At 70.1% G+C, this 19,083-nt stretch carries 17 protein-coding genes; 10 read left to right on the forward strand and 7 right to left on the reverse strand.

Annotated features, from left to right (window positions below):
- Positions 1-19: 19 nt before the first annotated feature.
- Positions 20-499, reverse strand: a complete 480-nt coding sequence (locus tag ACJ8AN_RS10390; RefSeq protein WP_407755128.1) for a hypothetical protein — start codon at positions 497-499, stop codon at positions 20-22.
- A gap of 162 nt (positions 500-661) precedes the next feature.
- Positions 662-1,042 (reverse strand): nuclear transport factor 2 family protein, encoded by a 381-nt coding sequence (locus tag ACJ8AN_RS10395; protein ID WP_407755129.1) that lies wholly within the window; start codon positions 1,040-1,042, stop codon positions 662-664.
- Between the two features lie 88 nt (positions 1,043-1,130).
- On the opposite strand from ACJ8AN_RS10395, the gene ACJ8AN_RS10400 reads away from it, so the two are divergent.
- From ACJ8AN_RS10400 to ACJ8AN_RS10410, 3 genes are all read left to right on the forward strand, one after another.
- On the forward strand, positions 1,131-2,495 hold the full coding sequence (locus ACJ8AN_RS10400; RefSeq protein WP_407755130.1) for an ATP-binding protein: 1,365 nt from the start codon (positions 1,131-1,133) through the stop codon (positions 2,493-2,495).
- 138 nt (positions 2,496-2,633) lie between these two features.
- The gene (locus ACJ8AN_RS10405) at positions 2,634-3,968 is read left to right on the forward strand and encodes a Tox-REase-5 domain-containing protein (RefSeq protein ID WP_407755131.1); all 1,335 of its coding nucleotides are present in this window, start codon (positions 2,634-2,636) and stop codon (positions 3,966-3,968) included.
- 31 nt (positions 3,969-3,999) lie between these two features.
- Positions 4,000-4,707 carry an immunity 52 family protein gene (locus ACJ8AN_RS10410; protein ID WP_407755132.1) on the forward strand — a complete coding sequence of 236 codons (708 nt, stop codon included), beginning with the start codon at positions 4,000-4,002 and terminating at the stop codon, positions 4,705-4,707.
- A gap of 34 nt (positions 4,708-4,741) precedes the next feature.
- Here ACJ8AN_RS10410 and ACJ8AN_RS10415 read toward each other — a convergent pair whose 3' ends face one another.
- The gene (locus ACJ8AN_RS10415) at positions 4,742-6,037 is read right to left on the reverse strand and encodes a M16 family metallopeptidase (RefSeq protein WP_407755133.1); all 1,296 of its coding nucleotides are present in this window, start codon (positions 6,035-6,037) and stop codon (positions 4,742-4,744) included.
- The gene (locus ACJ8AN_RS10420) at positions 6,034-7,575 is read right to left on the reverse strand and encodes an ATP-binding protein (RefSeq protein ID WP_407755134.1); all 1,542 of its coding nucleotides are present in this window, start codon (positions 7,573-7,575) and stop codon (positions 6,034-6,036) included. The genes ACJ8AN_RS10415 and ACJ8AN_RS10420 overlap by 4 nt, the downstream gene beginning before the upstream one ends.
- Before the next feature lie 114 nt (positions 7,576-7,689).
- On the opposite strand from ACJ8AN_RS10420, the gene ACJ8AN_RS10425 reads away from it, so the two are divergent.
- A complete protein-coding gene (locus ACJ8AN_RS10425; protein WP_407755135.1) occupies positions 7,690-9,261 on the forward strand; it encodes a kelch repeat-containing protein in 1,572 nt (523 codons plus the stop codon).
- Between the two features lie 54 nt (positions 9,262-9,315).
- Here the strand turns inward: ACJ8AN_RS10425 and ACJ8AN_RS10430 are convergent, their stop codons facing one another.
- The gene (locus ACJ8AN_RS10430) at positions 9,316-10,383 is read right to left on the reverse strand and encodes a cell envelope biogenesis protein TolA (protein WP_407755205.1); all 1,068 of its coding nucleotides are present in this window, start codon (positions 10,381-10,383) and stop codon (positions 9,316-9,318) included.
- Positions 10,384-10,664: 281 nt separating this feature from the next.
- On the opposite strand from ACJ8AN_RS10430, the gene ACJ8AN_RS10435 reads away from it, so the two are divergent.
- Entirely contained in the window at positions 10,665-11,549 is an 885-nt protein-coding gene (locus ACJ8AN_RS10435) for a 2-oxo acid dehydrogenase subunit E2 (RefSeq protein WP_407755136.1), read from the forward strand.
- 53 nt (positions 11,550-11,602) lie between these two features.
- Here ACJ8AN_RS10435 and ACJ8AN_RS10440 read toward each other — a convergent pair whose 3' ends face one another.
- Positions 11,603-12,565, reverse strand: a complete 963-nt coding sequence (locus tag ACJ8AN_RS10440) for a zinc metalloprotease HtpX (protein WP_407755137.1) — start codon at positions 12,563-12,565, stop codon at positions 11,603-11,605.
- An 82-nt stretch (positions 12,566-12,647) separates the two neighbouring features.
- Entirely contained in the window at positions 12,648-13,082 is a 435-nt protein-coding gene (locus tag ACJ8AN_RS10445) for a hypothetical protein (protein ID WP_407755138.1), read from the reverse strand.
- 168 nt (positions 13,083-13,250) lie between these two features.
- Here ACJ8AN_RS10445 and fni point away from each other — a divergent pair, with 168 nt between their 5' ends.
- The 5 genes from fni (at position 13,251) to ACJ8AN_RS10470 (ending at position 18,815) form a co-directional block, all read left to right on the forward strand.
- Complete coding sequence (gene fni, locus ACJ8AN_RS10450; protein ID WP_407755139.1) at positions 13,251-14,309, forward strand: type 2 isopentenyl-diphosphate Delta-isomerase; 1,059 nt, start codon at positions 13,251-13,253, stop codon at positions 14,307-14,309.
- 48 nt (positions 14,310-14,357) lie between these two features.
- Positions 14,358-15,686, forward strand: coding sequence for a hydroxymethylglutaryl-CoA reductase, degradative (locus ACJ8AN_RS10455; protein ID WP_407755140.1), 1,329 nt, complete (start codon positions 14,358-14,360; stop codon positions 15,684-15,686).
- A gap of 107 nt (positions 15,687-15,793) precedes the next feature.
- The gene (gene mvk / locus ACJ8AN_RS10460) at positions 15,794-16,747 is read left to right on the forward strand and encodes a mevalonate kinase (RefSeq protein WP_407755141.1); all 954 of its coding nucleotides are present in this window, start codon (positions 15,794-15,796) and stop codon (positions 16,745-16,747) included.
- Entirely contained in the window at positions 16,744-17,736 is a 993-nt protein-coding gene (gene mvaD, locus ACJ8AN_RS10465) for a diphosphomevalonate decarboxylase (protein ID WP_407755142.1), read from the forward strand. Before mvk ends, mvaD begins: the two co-directional genes overlap by 4 nt.
- Entirely contained in the window at positions 17,736-18,815 is a 1,080-nt protein-coding gene (locus tag ACJ8AN_RS10470; protein ID WP_407755143.1) for a mevalonate kinase, read from the forward strand. The genes mvaD and ACJ8AN_RS10470 overlap by 1 nt, the downstream gene beginning before the upstream one ends.
- Positions 18,816-19,083: the final 268 nt, after the last annotated feature.

Raw genomic sequence — 19,083 nt, forward strand, 5'->3', positions numbered from 1 at the left:
AACGAAGCAGCGGGGGAGGCTAGGGACTCGGCGCGGGGAGCAGGGCGGTGCAGGCGTCGAGCACGGCTTGGACGTCCTCCTCCACGGCGAACGTTCGCGGCGAGCCGCAGTCGTTGAGCTCGGGGCGGGTGTCGTAGTGCCGCGTCTCGCCCGAGGACTTCATGACGTGGAGGCCCATCACGGGGGCGTCGTTCGCGCAGCCGCCGTTGTGCGTGGATTCGAGCCGGACGCGCGCGAGGAGTTCCATGAGTTGGGCGGCCTGGTCCGAGGAGAGCAGCAGCTCGGAGTGCTTTTCATCCTGGAACAACTCCTTCCATTTCCCGCTGAGGCTCCGGGTCGAGCGGTCGAAGAGGTACGTGCGGCTGTCGGTCGCCATGCCATCCGACGCGAAGACGGTGACTTGACGGTCGTCCGAGGTCCACACGACGCCCGCGGGTCCGATGGAACTGCAGCCGGCGAGCAGCAGGAACAGGGTGAGGAGAGAGGCTGACGTCTTCATCGTGCGAACGACCTCCGTGGGAGTGTGCTCGCCCGATGTGCAATGGGTGCGCCGATGCACGGTCCCGGGGGAAGAGGCCGTCCGAGGAGGGTGGAGGCCGCCGGAAATCCGAAACCCGGTGTCAGACTTCCGAGGCGCTGGGGCGTGGGCGCCCGGGTGGGACTACTCGGAGAGGGGCACGCTGTGGGCGAGCACCATGCGCCACTGCCCCTCGCGCAGGAGGGCGATATCGGTGAAGGCCCCCACGTCGTCCACGGTGGTGCCGTCCTCCAGGCGGACGCGCGCGTGCTGCCGGCCGGTGAGGACCCCGACGTCTCCATAGACGTGGGCCCGAACGTCATCGGATTCGACCGAGAGGATGGTACCGGGGATGGACAGGATGGCGGCGATGAACCCGGCGCGATCCACCGGGGGCTTGCCCGGGACGCGGAGCTCGAAGCGCTCGTCGAGGATTCGCTCGAGCATTTGACGGTCCCGCGTACGGATGGCGGTGAACATGTCCTGCTCGAGCTGGAGCAGATGGGCCTCGTCGGCCGGATTCACGGAGGGCTCCGCTTGGGTGGAACGAAGTCCAAAGCAGGCGGAGCCCAGACACAGGAGGACGAGGGCCACGAGCCGGGCAGGGGTTCTCATGGCCGCCGAAGATACCGGTATCGCGGGTGGACCCGGGGCTCGCGCTCACCTGGAAGGCGTTCTGCCTCGTGTCGATCCAGTTAACCCGAGCGGCGTCACTCGCGTTGACTTGGCTTCGTCTGGTCGACATGGTTGCGGCATGTCGCTAGAGCGCCCGCTACCCCTGTCGCTGGAAAATCCTGCTCCTCTGCTGCAGTGGCTGAGTGGAACAGGACCCGAGCCGGAGCAGCTTGACTTACTGATCGTTGCTCGCGCATGGGTTCGCGCGGCCCTGGTTGCCACGAGCGCGGTTGATCAGCGGGCATACGCAGCATGTAATCGTGCGATTAAGCTGACTGAACAACTGAAGCGCGGAGAGAAGCTGGAGGATTTTTCGCAACTTTTTCCTCATGTCATGCAATGGGACCCCACCAGATTTCCTCTCCGGTGGGTCAACAACTTCGAGACAATCGAACCCTTCGCGAACGAGATCTCGAAGGCTCTCGTTTCCGATGAGAAGTTGGAGGATACACGACTCACTCTTCGCTATGTGGTCGTGGAACTCCTTCGAAACGTAGTTCAACACAGCCATTCCCAGCCAGGAGGTGTGGTGAACGCTGACCTTTTGGGAACTGCTGGTGAGCAGCCCATGTTGCAACTCGCTGTGGCTGATACAGGTATTGGTATTCCTGCCAGCCTGCGGGCCTTGCATCCTGACTTGTTGGATCCCGAAGCGGCGCTTGAGAAGTCCCTCTGGCCTCACATCTCGGGAACGTTCGAGGAGGGACTCACGGGCACACAGCAGAACGCTGGCATGGGCCTCTTCTTCATCGCCGAAATGGCCAAGCTGACGGGGGGAACGTTACTCATCGCGACTCGAGGGGCTACGCTTCTGCTTTCCGGATGGACTGATGAAGAGGGTGGCCACACCCTGCGCTTCATCGAGCCGCGTGGCGTTGGCTTTCCCGGAACGCTGGTCGTATTCGAGCTGCCCGTCGAAGGCGTGGTCGACTACCCCGCGCTCATCGAGACCATCAAGGAGCGGGCGAAGCAGCGCACCCCGCAGCGTGCCATCCATCGCTGGATCCGGTTCGACCCCGCACCGGCCGAAGCCACTGTTTTCGAGATCCAGAAGCAGGCGGAGAACACTCCCGCCGCCATTGCTCTCGCTCAGAACGAAATCACGCCGCGCATCCTCCGGCGTGAGTCCATCGTGCTCGACTTCAGCGGCTTGCGGATCCTCACGCAGAGCTATCTGCACTCCCTGCTCTTCGAGCCCCTGCGGCTCGCGTGGGCGTTGCGCACGCCCATCTACGTGAGGAATGTCGAGCCCGCCGTGCGCAGCACTCTGGAGCTGCTGGAGAACTACGCGCTCGCCGGGTAGGCCTCGACCCGCGCAGCTGGATCCTGGGAGGCGATAGGTTGCGCCGCCTCACCCAGATAGTGGGGTCATCTCGTGACATTCCATTTCCGCTGTCTTCTGTGGCGGGTCGTGCGGAGGCTCGGCCGGGTTCTGCCTGTCGTGCTGCTGTTGGCGTTCAACGCGCGGGCCGCCGAGGCGGATGACTTCCAGGTTCTTCTCCAGCACTCGGGCCTGCCGGAATCCGTCCATCCGCGTCCGGGTCAGGCGCTCGCGGCGGACGATGCCCAGAACCTCTGGCGCGGCTTGCTGGAGAGCCCCGCCACACTGCGAACCTTCGCTCCCCGCATCGTGCTGGCCCGGCTGGTTCGCGAGGCCCTCGCCACCGGCCAACCCCTTGCCTACGACGAGCTGCTTGCCAGCACCCGGCGCTTTCGTCCCCTGGTGGTGGTGCGGCCGGATGGCTACGTCTCCACGGCGCTCACTGGCAGGCCCCTGGCGCGGATGGGCGCTCCCGCGCTCCGCCAGGGTGAGTTGTACGTGCTGGTCATGCGTGTGGGCGCCTTCTACGTCGACGACGGAGGCGTCTTCTTCGCCGTAGGAGAGTCGCTCCAGCAGCAGGGCGAGCCCGTTGGTGAGCGTCCCCTGGGGCGAGATCCCGCTACCGCGGCCCTGCTTGGTGCGCAGGACGCGCTGGAAGACGTGGCCAGGGGGCTGGCGGCTTTCATCACCCACCCGGTGCGCACGCTGGCGGGGCTGTCCCAACTGCCCTCGGCGGTAGCCGGGCTGATTGCCTCCTCGCCCGAATACTTCGAGCACTTCAAAGCCCTGCCACGCGAGGAGCAGCTCCGAGAGACGGCGCGGCTGGCCACGCACCTGCTGATACTGCGGGGAGGCTCGGCGGCGGTGGGGCCTCGGCTGGCTTCGGCCACGCGGCTCCCGGTGTTGAGCCTCTCCTCCGGCGGCAGGCTGGCGGTGAGGGAGGTGGCGGTATCGGCGGGGACGATGACGGCCGTGGTGGGAGCCGGCGCCGTATCCGTCTCCATCGTCTTCATGGCGGAGAGCGGCGGTGCTTCGGGGGATGGCCCGCCACGTGAGCCCTGGCCTCCAGCGCCAGCGGGGTCGGGCCAGTGGACGCAGAAAGAGGAGCGCATGACCGAGGAGGCCCAGCGCTTCCAGTCCCGGGTCACGGGTGCTCCGGCGGGTTGGGTCTACCGGGTTCGTACGGGTCCAGGCCCCAAGGACTACGTGGACTTCGACGGCTTCAAGGACGGCGTGCTCTTGGAGGTGAAGGGGCCGGGCTACCAGAAGTTGCTACGAAAGATGCACGGCAAGGTGTGGTTCCATGGAGTCGAAGACATGCTCGAGCAGGCGAAAAGGCAGCTCGAAGCCGCCAGGGGTGTTCCTATCGAGTGGCACTTCGCCGAGCAGGAGGTAGCGGACTTCATGCGAGCCCTGTTCGAAGAAAAAAGCCTCGGCCGCATCAAGGTGGTTTGACCCGGCAGGGCTCCTATAAAGGAACTCTTCAATGGAAGAATCGCATTACGTAGGTGCCTATTGGCTGGCGCGGCCGGAGTCGGTGGAGGAGTGTGCCCGGCGCGCCGAGGCCTTCTTTCGACTGTTGGCCCCCTGTGACCCGCTGCTCTCCCGTTGGTTCAGGAAGGGCTGGACTCTCGAAGAGGCTCTGCAGAATCGCTTCGAGCCCAGGATGGAGGAGTTCGTGAGGGTCTTCAGCCAGAAGAAAGAAGAATATCCCCTCGGTGGTGTTCGACTGGGAGTCTGGAATGGAGAGGTGAATGGGGCGGCGGACGTTTCCGTGGATTGTGGGGAAGCGTCTGTCTGGGTTCCCAACTCCTCTCTGGTTCATCTGCCTGAAGAAGGCCCCGCTGCGGAGCGTCTGTTTCAGGTTGCAACCCTTTGCCAGATACTCCGTGCCATGGTCCTGGCGTGGGAACCCGAGTGGGGCGTAGCGACTTCCGGCTCCCATCGCGACAGGGTGTCGGACTCCGGCACGGCGGGCACCTTCGTGGGGTGGGTGACGTACTTCTCCCATCGCCGAGGCCCGATTCCCGCCCTTCCTCCCCCCGTCCGGGTCGAGCCCGTGGAGGACAAGGGTTCGCTCATCATCCTCACGCCCGAGCGCATCTCCGCCGAACACGTGGAACTGGCCCGCACGGTGACCGCGTTGCTCGACCAGGCGGGCCTGATCGGTCCGCTGAAGCCCTGGGACTCCTGAGTGGGCGGTCCCGGGGATTCATCCGTGCAGGCGCTCACCTGGAGGCCGGTAGCCCCTCGGCGGTGTCCACGACCTTCTCCAGGTCCTTGACGCCCTTGCGCTGGCCCACGGCCACCACCGTGAGGTTCTCCCGCGCGAAGTAGCGCCTCGCCACCTCGCGCACCCGCGCCGCCGTGGTCGTGTCCACCAGGTCCGCCCGGAAGCCGAAGGACTCGGGCCGCCGGAACAGCTCCGTGCCCCCGAACCACCCGGCCAGCTCTCCCGGCGAGTCCTGCGCGAACTCCAGCAGCATCCGGTGCCGCCTCTTGGCCCGGCTCAGCTCCTCCTCGCCCACCTCCGTGTCGCACAGCTCGCCCAGCACCCGGAACATCTCCGCCACCACCAGCGACGCCCGGTCCGGCGCGCTCGCCGCTTCGATCTCGAAGATGCCCGCGTCGTGGAAGGCCTCCAGCGACGCATGCACCGAATACGCGAGCCCGCGCTTCTCCACGATTTCGAACGGCAGCCGCGAGGACAGCCCGTCGTCGAGGAAGCGCCGCAGCAACTGCAGGGCGGGCCAGTCGTCGTGGTGCTCGGGGACGGTGCGGAAGCTCAGGCGGAACTCCGTCTGCGCCTCGTCGTGGTTGACGACGTGGAGCAGCGGGCCCGCGGGCGTGTGGGGCGGCGGAGCGTCGAGGCTCTCGGGGCCCTGGGGCAGCCGCGCGAAGTGGCGCTCCACCATGGCCATCACCTCGTCGTGCTTCACCCGGCCCGCCGCCGTCACCACCATGTTCCCCGTGACGTAGTGCCGCGCGAAGTGCTCGCGGATCTGCTCGTGCGTGAGGCGCGAGACGGACTCGCGCGTGCCGGCGATCTTGAAGGCCAGCGAGTGCCCCGGGAAGAGCACGCGCTTGGACAGGTTGTCGATGTCGATGTCCCGGCCCTTCTCGTCCACCTCGTCGAGCATCTCCTCGAGGATGATGTTGCGCTCGACCTCCATGTCCGTGAGCCTGGGCCGGGTGAGCATGTCCCCGAGGACGGCCATGCCCACGTCCAGGTGCGCCGGGTGCAGCGGCGTGTAGTAGTAGCCGTGGTCGCGCGTGGTGACGCCGTTGAGGTTGCCGCCCACCTCCTCCACGGCGGTGTTCATCTTGATGGTGTCCGGCCAGCCCTCGCTGCCCCGGAAGAAGAGGTGCTCGAGGAAGTGGCTGATGCCGTTGTTGGCGGCCGTCTCGTGGCGGCTGCCAGTGCGCACGTACACTGCGAGCAGGGCGGTGTGCAGGTGCGGGGTCTCGACGGTGACGACGCGCAGCCCGTTGGGCAGGACGTCTCGGTGGTAGCTGAAGCTCATGCGCGGGGAAGCCTGACGAAGAAGGTGGTGCCCCGGCCGGGCTCGCTCTGGCACGAGAGCGCGCCGCCGTGGGCCTTGAGAATCTGCTGGCAGACGGCGAGCCCCAGGCCCGTGCCGTCTTCCTTGGTGGAGAAGAAGGGCTCGAAGATGCGGGTGCGCACCGTCTCGCTCATGCCGCGCCCGGTGTCCTGCAGGGCGACCTCCAGCTCGCTGTCGTGCACGCGCGTGGCGATGGTGAGGCGGCCTCCGTCGGGCATGGCCTCGCGGGCGTTGCGCAGCAGGTTGAGGAACACCTGCCGCAGCTGTCCCTCGTCGGCCAGCGCCCGGGGCGTGTCCGGCGTGGGCTCGCGCACCACCTCCACGTGGGCGCGCTCCAGCTCCTCGCGCGAGAAGTCCAGCACGCTGGCGAGCACCTCGGCGACGTCGGTGGGCTCGAGGCTCGGCCGGGGTGGCCGCGCCATGCGCAGGTACTGCTCCGTCACCTCGGTGAGCCGGTCCACCTCGCGGGTGACGGCGGCGAGCAGCTCGCGCGCCTCGCGGGCGTCGGCGGGGGCCTCGAAGGTGGCGCGCTCGAAGGCGTCCTGCATCAGCTCCACGTTGAGGCCGATGGAGGACAGGGGGTTGCGCACCTCGTGGGCCACCTGCGCGGAGATGCGGCCCACGGCGGCGAGCTGCTCGGCGCGCATGAGGGCCTCGGCCTGGGCCTTCAACTGGGCCTCGCGGGCCTGGAGCGAGCGGGCCATGGCGTCGAACTCGCGGGCGAGCACCGCTACCTCGTCGTCTCCTCGCACGCCCAGCTGCGCGCTGTAGTCGCCGCGGCCGATGCGCGACACGCCCTCGATGAGGGTGCGCACCGGGCGCAGCGTGCGCGCCGACCAGGCCGTGGCTCCCAGGCCCACGCCGATGGCCAGGATGGACAGGGTGATGATGGCCAGGCCCGTGCGCCGCTCTCGCTCCTCGGCCCCGTCCACGCGCTCGCGGATGCGGTTGCTCAGGGCGGCCCGGAGGAAGCGGATGTCCCGGCCGATGGACGTCTCCTGCTGGCGCAGCTCGGCGGTGGCTCGGGCCACCTCCTCCGCGTCGGGCGACACATTGGCGAGCACGGTGAAGGCCGCGTCCGCCGTCTTGCCGTACGTCTGGTAGCGCTTGATGAGCCCACTCAGGCGCGCCTCCAGGTCCTGGACGAAGTGCGTCTCGCCCGCGGGGGCCAGGGCGCGCACCTCGCTGGCCCGGGCCCTGGCCGCCTGGAGCCGCTCGGCCATGAGCGAGGGGAAGTACAGCCGGGCGAGCCGGATGAGCGCCCGCCGCGTCTCCACGCTGGTCTCCTCGAGCAGCCGCTCGGTGTCCTTCTCCTGGTTGGAGTGGAAGGACTCGAGCGCGGCCGCATCCTGGGACAGCTGCAGGTAGCCCTGGCTCACCAGGCGGATTTCCAGGCGGTTGCGGTGCAGCTCGGCGACGCTGAAGAGCGACACCGCGCCGAAGGTGACGAGCACCACCGCGTAGCCGAGGAAGATGCGGGTGGCGAGCGAGAGCTTCATTCGTGGACAGGGGCCGCGTTGACCACGGCCAGAGGGCATCGCTACGCTCGCGACGCTCCGAGCGCAAGCCCTCTTTGTCTGCGCCAGGGCCGGATACCGCAAAAGGGGAACGCGATGGGGCGGAGTATCAACGGGTGGACCTCGTCCGCCGGGTGGGGACTGGGACAGGGCAGGGCCCGCTCGCCCGGTTGGAAGGCGTGGGTGGCGGCCCTGGGGCTGCTCTCCGGCTGCGGCCCGCGCGAGGCCCTCTACGAGACGAAGCTCCTCACCGAGGCCTGCTCCGGCACGTCCGCCCTGGACGGGGTGCACTACCTGCGCTTGCGCGTCACCGGCGAGGGCCTGGAGCCCGTGGAGCGCTATGTCCCCGTGGAGGAGGGCACGGCCCCGCTGCCGGCCGTCCCCGCGGGCAAGGGGCGCGTGCTGGAGGTGCGCGGCTACACGGACCTGCCTCGCGCGGGAGGCCGCGTGGTGTCGCTGGGGCGCTCGCATCCCTTCGACGTGCCGGAGTCCTCGGGCGCGGCCCGCCCCACGGTGCGCGTCGCCGTGCGGCGGGTGAACGAGTACGTGCGGCCGGGCGGGGCGAACAACGCCTGCGTGGCGCTCGCGGACCCGAGGGCGGGGCACACCGCGACGCTGCTGGAGGACGGCCGGGTGCTGCTGGCCGGGGGCTACCAGCTCGATTTGAACGGGAACACCTCCACGCTGAGCACGGCGGAGCTCTTCGATCCCGTGACGAGCACGCTGGAGCAGGCGCCGGGCCTGGGCTCGCCGAGGGCCTTCCACACCGCGACGCGGCTGCCGGGGGGCAAGGTGCTGCTGGCGGGCGGTGAGGTGAAGTCGGTGGAGGGCACGCTGCCCGTGCACGACGCCCGGGTGCTGGACGTGGCGCAGGGCACGTACACGGGGGTGGAGCTGATGGCGGCGCGTACCCGGCACGCGGCGGCGGTGGACTCGGGCGGGCACGTGCTGCTCGTCGGAGGCGTGGGCGAGGGCGGCTCGGTGCTGATGCAAACCGAGGGCTATGACGCCACGACGGGCCAGGTGTTCCCCGTGCGCACGCCGTTGCCCCGGTTGGGCATGGGGGTGATGGCGGTGCAGGGGGGCCAGCGCATCGCCGTGGTGGGCGGCTCGGACGGCGTGGCGTTGCGGCCGGAGGTGCTCTTCTTCGCGTACGAGGGCGGCACCTTCGTGCCCGTGGGCGAGGGTGCCCGGTTGCGCGAGCCCCGGCGCGACGCGGCGCTCGTGCCCTACGGCGGAACGGAGCGGCTGCTGTACGTGGGCGGCCATGACTCGCCGGGCCTCGGGGACGACGCGCACCTGCTGGCCTCCTCGGAGGTCGTCTCCCCGGGAGCGGCCGAGCCGGTGACGGCCGGGCCCCAGATTTTCGCCCGGAGCGAGCCGTGCGCGGTGGCGCTGCCGGATGGGCGGGTGATGGCGCTCGGCGGGCGGCAGTTCTCCCTCGGCGGGCTCGTGAGCGACGCGCACGTGGAGCTGCTCGTTCCCGGCAAGGACGGTGGTGCGCCCGCGCTGCTCGGGTTGATGCCGCTCGAGCGGCAGCGCTACCAGCACTCGTGCACGGTGCTGGAGGACGGCTCGGTGCTGGTGGTGGGCGGTCTGGATGACACGGGCGCCCGCTGGGCGACGCTGGGCGACCTGTTCATCTACACGCCGGTTCCGCTGGATTGACCCCTACCCGGCCCCCTCACCCAGGGGGGTGAGGGGAGCGCGAGCCCGAGGGCCCTACGCGTTCGGAGCGGCGGGCTTCTCGTCCTGCGAGGACTCGCCCGTGGCGGGCTGCTCGTTGGGCACGCCCGACTGCTCGGTGGCGGCGGCGACGGCCTGGGTCTGCGCGGCCTCGGCGGCGGCGCGGGACTGCGCGGCCTCCTCCACCTTGCGATCGCTGGCCGCCATCTCATCCGGCGTCAGCTCGGTGCGCTCGGCCAGCATGCCCGTCTTCTTCTCCAGGTCCTTGATGGCCCGGCGCAGCAGGTCGCGCTCCAGCAGCGTGCGGTTGAGCCGCTTCTCCAGCGCCTTGTACTTGTCCTTCACCAACTCCAGCTCGTTCTTGCTGGCGGAGAAGATGCGCTGCTGCGAGTCGGACCGGCCGCGGACGCGCTTGAGCTCGCGCTCCAGGTCGGCGGCGCGGCTGCGCTCCTTGTTCGCCGTGGCCTCCAGCCGCTCCATCTTCTCGCGGTCGGCGTCGTTGAGCTCACGGTAGCGGCGCTGGCCCTTCTCGGCGGCGGGCTCGGCGGCGGCGGCGGACACCACGGTGGTGGTGGCGCTCACCACGTGCTCCTCGGGCTGCGCGGGGGCGGAGAGCTGCTGCGTCGTGGCCACGGCGACAGGGGCCGTGGCGGCGGGCGCGGGCGCGGCGGCGGGAGCACCCCCACGGCGGCCACCCCGGCCCAGCTCCATCTCGGACTTCATCCGGGCGATCTCCGCCTCGGCCTGGGCCAGCTCACCCCGGACGACCTCGAGCTGCGTGGAGGCATTGCGCTCCACCTCGACGCGGGCGCGGGCCAGGTCCTTGTCGCCCTTCTCCGACTCCTTCTGCTCGTAGTTCTTGCGCTTGGCCTGCTTGAGCTGCTCCTTCACGTCCTGCAACTGGGTGCGCTGTTCCTCCAGCTCCTTGCGCTTGCGCTCCAGGTCGGCCTCCAGGCGCGCACGGACCTTGCTGTCCGACTCCAGCTCGGCGGCCTTCGCGCCCGAGGTGGAGGCGGGGAGCGCCGTGGCGTGCTTCGGGCCGAAGAAGATGTAGGCGAGGGCCGCGAGGAAGCCCAGCGAGACGACGATGAGGAGCGGTACCAACACGGGGGTGACCTCCGGGGACAATGCAAAAAGCGGCGCAGACTAGCCTCCGGAGGCCGGACGTCAATAGGTCTCGTCGCTCGCCCTCCGGCCAACGGACCGGGCCCCACCTCGCCCGTCCTCCCCCCTGGATACACGGTCCGCTCCTCAAGTTAGGGGTCGGGCTTCCCAGGTGCCCGGTGTGCCTGGGTGGCGGTGCGCAGGGCAGGGGGGCTTTCTCCGAGGGCCGGAAAAAGGGTAATGCTGGAGGCTCGCGCACCGTCTCGGAGGGACCTCGCGTCATGGCTCATCTGGAGCTCATTCCCAAGGACAACGTTTCCAGCTTCCGCAAGCTCGCCATCGGGAGCTGGAAGACGGCGTACGACCCGACCGTGTACGGGACGATGACGCTGCGGATGGACAAGTCCCTGGCCTACATCGAGGCCTTCCGCCAGAAGACGGGCATCCGCCTCACCGTCACGCACCTGCTGGCCAAGGCCATGGCCGAGGCGCTGCGCCGCTGCCCCGACGCCAACGCCATCCTGCGCTTCAACCGCATCTACCTGCGCAAGCAGATCACCGTCTCCACCCTCGTGGTGCAGACGGATGGCGGCAAGGTGGATCTCACCTCGGCGAAGATCGACGACGCGGAGCAGAAGACGCTGCGTGAAATCTCCGCCGAGCTCGAGGCGGCGGTGCAGAAGGTGCGTCAGCGCAAGGACGAGATGCTCGAGAAGGGCAAGGGCACCATCCAGCGCATGCCGTACCTGCTGCTCAACTTCTTCACATGGTTCATCTCGTTCTGCATGTACACGCTGAACCTGGACATGCGCTGGGCGGGCATGCCCCGGGACGCGTTCGGCTCGGCCATCATCACCAACGTGGGCTCGCTGGGGTTGGACACGGCGTACGTGCCGCTGGTGCCCTACACCCGCGTGCCCATCCTCATCGCCCCGGGCGCCATCAAGGACGCCGCGGTGGTGGAGGACGGCAAGGTGGTGCCGGGGAAGATCATGAACGTGAACGCCTCGTTCGATCACCGCTTCATCGACGGCTTCCACGCCAGCATCCTCGCCAACACGCTGCGCGAGATGCTGGAGAACCCCTTCGAGCACTTCGACAAGCTCGACGACGTGGCCCCCGCCGTGCCGGCCGCCGAGCTCAAGCCGCCGGTGGCCGCCGCGTAGGCCAGACGCGGGCTCGGGCGCGTGTCACTCGTAGTCGGCTCGAGTGCGGGCCGCTACGCCCAGGCATCGCGCCAGGCGCGGGGGGAGGAGCCCATGCGGGCCCCCAGCTCGCGCAGGCGGCGCACCCGCTCGGGGATGGGCGGGTGCGTGGAGAACAGGTGCATGAGGGCACCGCCCGACAGCGGGTTGACGATGAAGAGGTGCGAGGTGGCCGGCGCCCGGTCATAGGGCATCAGCTCCGCGCCCCGCTCCAGCTTCATCAACGCGTTGGCCAGCGCATCCGGGTCTCCACACAGCTCCGCGCCGGTGGCATCCGCGCCGTACTCGCGCGAGCGGCTCACCGCCAGCTGCAGCAGCGTGGCCGCGATGGGCGCCACCAGGAGCACGCCCAGGTTGCCCAGCGTGTGCCCGAGGCCGTCGTCATCGTCGTCGCGGCTGAGCATCGAGCCGCCGAACCAGAAGAGCATCTGCGCCGCGTAGCTGATGACGCCCGCCAGCGTGGCCGCCACGGTGCCAATGAGCGTGTCGCGGTTCTTCACGTGCGCCAGCTCGTGCGCGAGCACCCCTTCCAGCTCCCGCTCGTTCAGCAGGTCCATGATGCCCGCCGTCACCGCCACCGCGGCGTGCTCCGGGTTGCGGCCCGTGGCGAACGCGTTGGGCGTGCGCGTGGGCAGCAGGTACAGCTTCGGCTTGGGCATGCCCGCGCGCGCCGCCAGCCGCTCCACCATCTGGTGCAGCCACGGGGCCTCGGCGTACTCCAGCGGCTGCGCCCCGTGCATGGCGAGCGCGATCCGATCGCTGAACCAGTACGACACGAAGTTCATCACCACCACGAAGAAGCCCGCGACGAGTAACCCCTGCGGGCCGCCCAGGCGCTCGCCCACCCACAACAGGAGCGCCGTGAGCCCGGCCAGCAGCACCGTCGTCTTCAACGCGTTGCCCAGCCGGTGCCCCCAGCCGCTGCCGCGCAGGCCCTCGCGGGGCATCGACGCGCCGTACCTACCGCCAGCACTCATGACCTTGCCTCGACTTTCCCTTCCCTCTCTCGGGTCCGGAAAGAACGTAAGCAGGCGGCGGAGCGCGTCAAACGCACCCGGGCTAGAGGTAGAAGCGGTCCACCACGCCCGCCGTCCTCTGGAGGATGGCGCTCCAGCCGACCCAGCCGTCGATGAGGCCCTTGCCAGCCAGGGAATCGGCCAGGGGCTCGGCGCCCAGCGCGCCCAACGAGCCCGTGCACCCCTGCACCGTGCCCAGCCCCGACTCGCGCACGTGCTCCAGCAGCTGGCGCAGCGTGGGGATGCGGCGCGTCTCGAAGCGGTCCGCCACGTCCTCGCGCGCGGGCTGGAAGTCCGGCTCGTCCAGGCGGCCCTGGAGGAAACGCTCCAGCGCCCACCAGAAGAGGTACACCTCCACGCGCCGGCCCGAGGCCACCGCCGCCGCCGCGATGGACAGCCCCTGATGGACCCGGTCGTACTCTCCGCTGTGCAGGAAAACAGCCACCTTCGGCGCCGGATTGCTCACAGCCGCCCTCATACCGTCCGCCCTCCGACCCGTCCATCCGCACTCCTCGTGCGTCCAGCCCCAAGACGGGCCGCTTGCGCCTGCTTGCCCTACTTGCTAGGGATTCAAGGAAATCAGACACTCTCGCTGTTCTTGCAGTTTTCCAGGCACATGGTTCCAAAACAGGGCAGGCGGGACGCGATGGGTGAGGAGGCAACGCGCAAGCGGAAGGATGATCACCTCGATCTCTGCGCGACCGGGGATGTCGAGCCGGCGGGCAACAGCACGCTGCTGGAGTACGTGCGGCTGGTGCACTGCGCGATGCCGGAGATGGCGGTGGAGGAGGTGGACCTCTCCACGGAGTTCCTCGGCAAGAAGGTGCGCTACCCGCTGCTGGTGACGGGCATGACGGGGGGCACGGAGCGGGCCGGGGTGGTGAACCGGGACCTGGCGCTGCTCGCCGAGCGGCACGGGCTGGCCTTTGGCGTGGGCAGCCAGCGCGCCATGGCGGAGAACCCGGCGCTGACGGAGACGTACGCGGTGCGCCACGTGGCCCCCACCGTGCCGCTGGTGGGCAACATCGGCCTGTTCCAGGCGGTGGCGCTGGGCGTGGACGGGGTGCGCAAGCTGGCGGACGCCATTGGCGCCGACGGCATGGCGCTGCACCTCAACGCCGGCCAGGAGCTCACCCAGCCCGAGGGCGACCGCGACTTCCGCGGCGGCTACCAGGTGGTGGAGGGGCTGGTGCGCACCTTCGGCTCGCGCCTGCTCGTGAAGGAGACGGGGTGCGGCATCGGCCCCGAGGTGGCGCGCCGTCTGGTCGACCTGGGCGTGCAGAACCTGGACGTGTCCGGGCTGGGCGGCACCTCGTGGGTGCGCGTGGAGCAGCTGCGCGCCCAGGGCGTGCAGGCCCAGGTGGGCGCCGAGTTCTCCAGCTGGGGCATCCCCACCGCGGCGGCCATCGCCTCCGTGCGGCGCGCCGTGGGCCCGAAGCCTCGCCTGGTCGCCTCGGGCGGGCTGCGCACCGGCCTGGAGGCGGCGAAGGTGATCGCCCTGGGCGCGGACCTGGCCGGCATGGCGCTGCCCCTCTTCCGGGCCCAGCAGGAGGGCGGACTGCAAGGAGCCGAGCGAGCGCTCGAGGTCATCCTCTCCGGTCTGCGTCAGGCCTTCGTGCTCACCGGCAGCCGGAACGCCCTGGAGCTGCGGCGCAAGCCTCGTGTCATCATGGGCCAGTTGAAGGACTGGCTCGAGGCACTGTAGGGATTATTCCCGCGCCCCCCATCGCCTCTTCCCGTAGTGGAGAAACGAATGTCTGAAACGCTGACGTCCCGGTTGTCTGGATTCCACAAGCTGTCCATGGTGGAGCGCCACGAGAAGCTCTCCCAGATGCTGGGGCTGGACGAGATGGACCTGGCGCAGCTCCAGGGCATCAGCGCCCTCCAGCCGGGTCTGGCCAACCAGATGATCGAGAACGCGGTGGGCACGTTCTCGCTGCCGCTCGGCCTCGGGCTGAACCTGCAGATCAACGGCAAGGACTACCTGGTGCCCATGGCGGTCGAGGAGCCCTCGGTCGTCGCCGCGGTGTCCTTCGCCTCCAAGATTGTCCGCGAGGCGGGCGGCTTCTCCGCCGAGGCGGATGACCCGGTGATGATCGGCCAGGTGCAGCTCACCCGCTACGGCGACCCCACCGAGGCCACGAAGAAGATCCTGGCCTCCAAGGAGGCGCTGCTCGCGCTGGCCAACAGCTTCCACCCGTCGATGGTGAAGCGCGGCGGTGGGTGCAAGGACATCGAGGTGCGCGTGCTGCCGGCCCCCGAGGGCCCGCGCGGCGAGCCGCTGCTCGTGGTGCACCTGATCATCGACACGCAGGAGGCCATGGGGGCCAACCTCATCAACACCATGGCCGAGGGCGTGGCGCCGCTGCTCGAGCAGCTCACCGGCGGCAAGGTGTTCCTGCGCATCCTCTCCAACCTGGCGGACCGCCGGCTGGCGCGCGCCACGTGCCGGATTCCGGTGGAGGCGCTGGCGGACTTCGACCTGCCCGGAGACCTCATCGCCCAGGGCATCTACCAGGCGAGCCGTTTCGCGCTGGCGGATCCCTACCGGGCGGCCACGCACAACAAGGGCATCATGAACGGAATCGACTCGGCGGCCATCGCCGCGGGCCAGGACTGGCGCGCCATCGAGGCGGGCGCGCACGCCTTCGCCTGCCGGGATGGGCAGTACCGGCCGCTGTCGACGTGGCACGTGGATGACGGGCACCTGGTGGGCCGCATCGAGCTGCCCATGGCGCTGGGCACGGTGGGCGGCCCCATCAAGGTGCACCCGGGCGTGCAGGTGGCGATGAAGATTTTGCGCGTGGGGTCGGCGCGCGAGCTGTCGATGGTGTTCGCGGCGGTGGGGCTGGCGCAGAACTTCGCGGCGGTGCGGGCGCTGGGCTCCATCGGCATCCAGAAGGGCCACATGGCGCTGCATGCGCGGTGCGTGGCGGTGACGGCGGGCGCGCGCGGCGACTGGGTGGAGAAGATCGCCGAGCTGCTGGTGACGGCGGGCCACGTGAAGGTGGAGAAGGCGCGGGAAATCATCGACGCGCTGTCGGCCGAGGACTTCCGCGCCGCGACGGGCACCGAGGGCTGAACCATTCCCTCTCCTCCCCGGAGAGGGCCGGGGTGAGGGTGGGGGCGTAGCGGGTGTTGAATCCGTGGACGCCCCTCTCTCCGAGCTCCAGGCAATGACAGGACATCATGGACACGAACAACACTTCCTCCCTGACCGGCTTCGGCGCGGGCAAGGTCATCCTGCTGGGCGAGCACAGCGTGGTGTACGGCTACCCGGCGCTGGCCGGCCCGCTGTCGCACGGGGTGACGGCGCGCGGTGAGCCGTCCAACAAGTGCCAGCTGGTCATTCCGGAGGCGCTGATGCCGGAGCAGCGCAAGGTGCTCAAGGCGGCCTTCGCGCGGGCGATGGCGGCCGTCGGCGAGCCCGGGGTGAAGGTGTCCTTCGACACCAACCTCCCGCTGTCCATGGGCCTGGGCAGCTCCGGCGCCCTGTCGGTGGCATGCGCGCGCGTGCTGCTGCAGGCCGCGGGGCGCAAGACGACGGCCGCCGAGGTGGCGGCTGTGGCCTGGGAGATGGAGCAGGAGTTCCACGGCACGCCGTCGGGGGTGGACCACACCACGAGCTCCATGGAGCAGCTCATCCTCTACCGTCGCAAGCCGGGCGCCGAGCAGGGCCGCGCCAAGGCGGTGGAGAGCCCCAAGCCGGTGCGGCTGGTGGTGGTGATGGCCGGTGCGCGCAGCCCCACCAAGCACACGGTGGGCGCGCTGCGCGAGCGCCAGAAGCGCTGGTCGGAGCGCTACCAGCGCATCTTCCGGGAGATTGGCCTGCTGGCGTCCGAGGGCGCCGAGGCGGTGGAGGAGGGCGACCTGGAGGCCCTGGGGGACGTGATGAACGTCAACCACGGCCTGCTCGCGGCGCTCGGCCTGTCCTCGCCAGGGCTGGACGACATGGTGCACCGGCTGCGCAACATGGGCGCGCTGGGTGCCAAGCTGACGGGCGCGGGCGGAGATGGCGGCGCCGTCATCGGCCTCTTCAACGACACGGGCCCGGTGGTGCACGAGCTCACCCGCCTGGGCATCCGCTGCTTCGACAGCCAGCTCGCCGGCCCGCGCGCCGAGGGTGCCAGGGGGGCGGCATGAAGGCGACCGCCCGGGCGCATCCGAACCTCGCCCTGGTGAAGTACTGGGGCAAGCGCGACGAGGCGCTCATCCTCCCCCACCAGTCCAGCCTGTCCATGACGCTCTCGCCGTTGGCGGTGCGCACGACGGTGGCCTTCGGCGTGGGCTCGGCCGACGAGGTGGAGCTCAACGGCTACGTGGCCAAGGGCAGCGAGCGCGATCGCGTGCTGCGCGTGCTGGACGCGGTGCGCGCCGAGGCCAGGGGCGCGAAGCTCGGCCCGGCGAAGATGGTGTCGCGCGGGGACTTCCCGGCGTCGGCGGGCCTGGCCAGCAGCGCGGCGGGCTTCGCGGCGCTGGCGGTGGCGGCGCGCGCGGCGGCGGGACTGCCGGCGGACCCGAAGACGGCGAGCATCCTGGCGCGCACGGGCAGTGGCTCGGCGTGCCGCAGCGTGCAGGGCGGCTTCTGCGAGTGGCTGCGCGGCGAGCGCCCGGACGGCACGGACAGCTACGCGGTGCAGCGCTTCGACGAGAAGCACTGGCCGGAGCTGCGCATGGTGGTGGCCATCGTCAGCCGCGACGAGAAGGAAGTGAAGTCGCGCGACGGCATGAAGAACGCCGTGGAGACGAGCCCCTACTACCCGGCGTGGATCAAGGACGCCGAGGCCGAGGTGGTGCGCGCCCGGGAGTTCCTCGCGAAGAAGGACCTGCAGGCCCTGGGCGAGATGTGCGAGCGCAACGCGTGGCGGATGCATGCCACGTCGCTCGCGGCGGACCCGCCGCTCTGCTACCTGATGCCCAAGACGCTGGAGCTCATCCACTCGCTGCGCGAGCAGCGCAAGAAGGGCGTGCCGGTGTGGTTCACCCTCGACGCGGGCCCCAACCCCTGCATCCTCACGGACGCGGCGAACGAGCTGGCGGCCGAGGCGGTGGCGCGGGCCGTGGGCGCCACCGAGGTGGTGCGGTGCGTACCGGGCGGTGACGCGCTGTTGCAGGCGGAGCACCTCTTCTGATGGAGCGCGCGCTCTCGGCCCCGGGGAAGCTGTTCGTGTCTGGCGAGTACGCCGTGCTCTGGGGCGGCGTGTCGCGCGTGGCGGCGGTGGGCCCGCGCACGGCCGCCCTGGTGCGCCGGCGCTCGGACAGCCAGGTGCACGTGTGCGTGGAGGAGGGGACGCTCGCGGGGCGCACGACGCCTCGGGGCGTGAAGTGGGAGCGCGAGGTGCCTCCCGGCTTCTCCTTCGTGGCGCGTACGCTCGACGAGGCGCTGCGGCTGCACGGGCGCGAGTCCGTGGGCTTCGACCTGGCGGTGTCTCCCTCGGCCGTGGACTCGAATGGACGCAAGCTGGGCATGGGCGGCAGCGCGTGCGCCACGGTGCTCGCGGCGGACGCGGTGCGCTTCGTGTTGGAGGAGAAGCTCGACGCGCTGAAGCTGGCGCTCGTGTCGCACGCGGCGGCGCAGGGCGGCAAGGGCAGCGGCGGCGACGTGGCCGCGAGCTTCGCGGGCGGCGTGGTGCGCTACCGGCGCTACGAGGTGTCCGCGCTGATCGAGGCCTCGAACGCGGGCGGCTACCGCGCGGCGCTGGACGCGGCCCCCACGGTGGACGTGTGGCGCCTGCCGGTGCCCAGGGTGTCGCTGGGCTATGCCTTCACCGGGGAGAGCGCCTCGACGCGGCTGCTCATCTCGCAGGTGGAGGCGAAGATGGGCGAGGCGGGCCGCCGGGCCTTCGTGGAACGCTCGGACGCGCTCGGGCACGAGATTGAAGTGGGCCTCGGCGGCGGGGACTTCCGCGCCTTCTCCGAGGCCGTGCGCGAGCAGCACGCGCTCCTCCAGGAGCTGGGCCCGCTGGAGACCGAGCCCATGCGCCGGGTGCTGGGCATGGCCTCGGCGTACGGGTGCGCGGGCAAGCAGTCCGGGGCCGGTGGCGGAGACGGGTGCATCCTGTTCGCCCCGGACGCGGAGAAGCGGGCCGCGCTGCTCGAGGGCATTCGCGCGCGGGGCTTCCACACGCTGGAGCTCGACGTGGAGCCGGGCGTGCGCGGCGAGGCCCAGCCGGATGCGCGGCTGCGCTCCTGGCTCGATGCCCTGAAGTGAGCTGATGCCCGGGCGCCCGCCCTGTCGGCGGCGGGGCGGGGGATTGCCGCGCTGCGCTGGCACGAGCCGCGGCCTGGCACTCACGCGCCGGAGGCCGGGGGACTTCCTTTGGCTTCGCGGCTCCGGCTATGAGCAGTCACCTCATCGCACTCTGGAGTGCCATTTTGGGTTCGAAGTCCACCTTCCTTCGTGCAGCCGTTCTCGTCTTCCTCTCCGCGTGCAGCGGCAAGCAGGGCTCCCAGGGGGAGACCGGTCCCCAGGGCCCCGC

Source organism: Archangium sp., assembly GCF_045802675.1.
Taxonomy (GTDB): domain Bacteria; phylum Myxococcota; class Myxococcia; order Myxococcales; family Myxococcaceae; genus Archangium.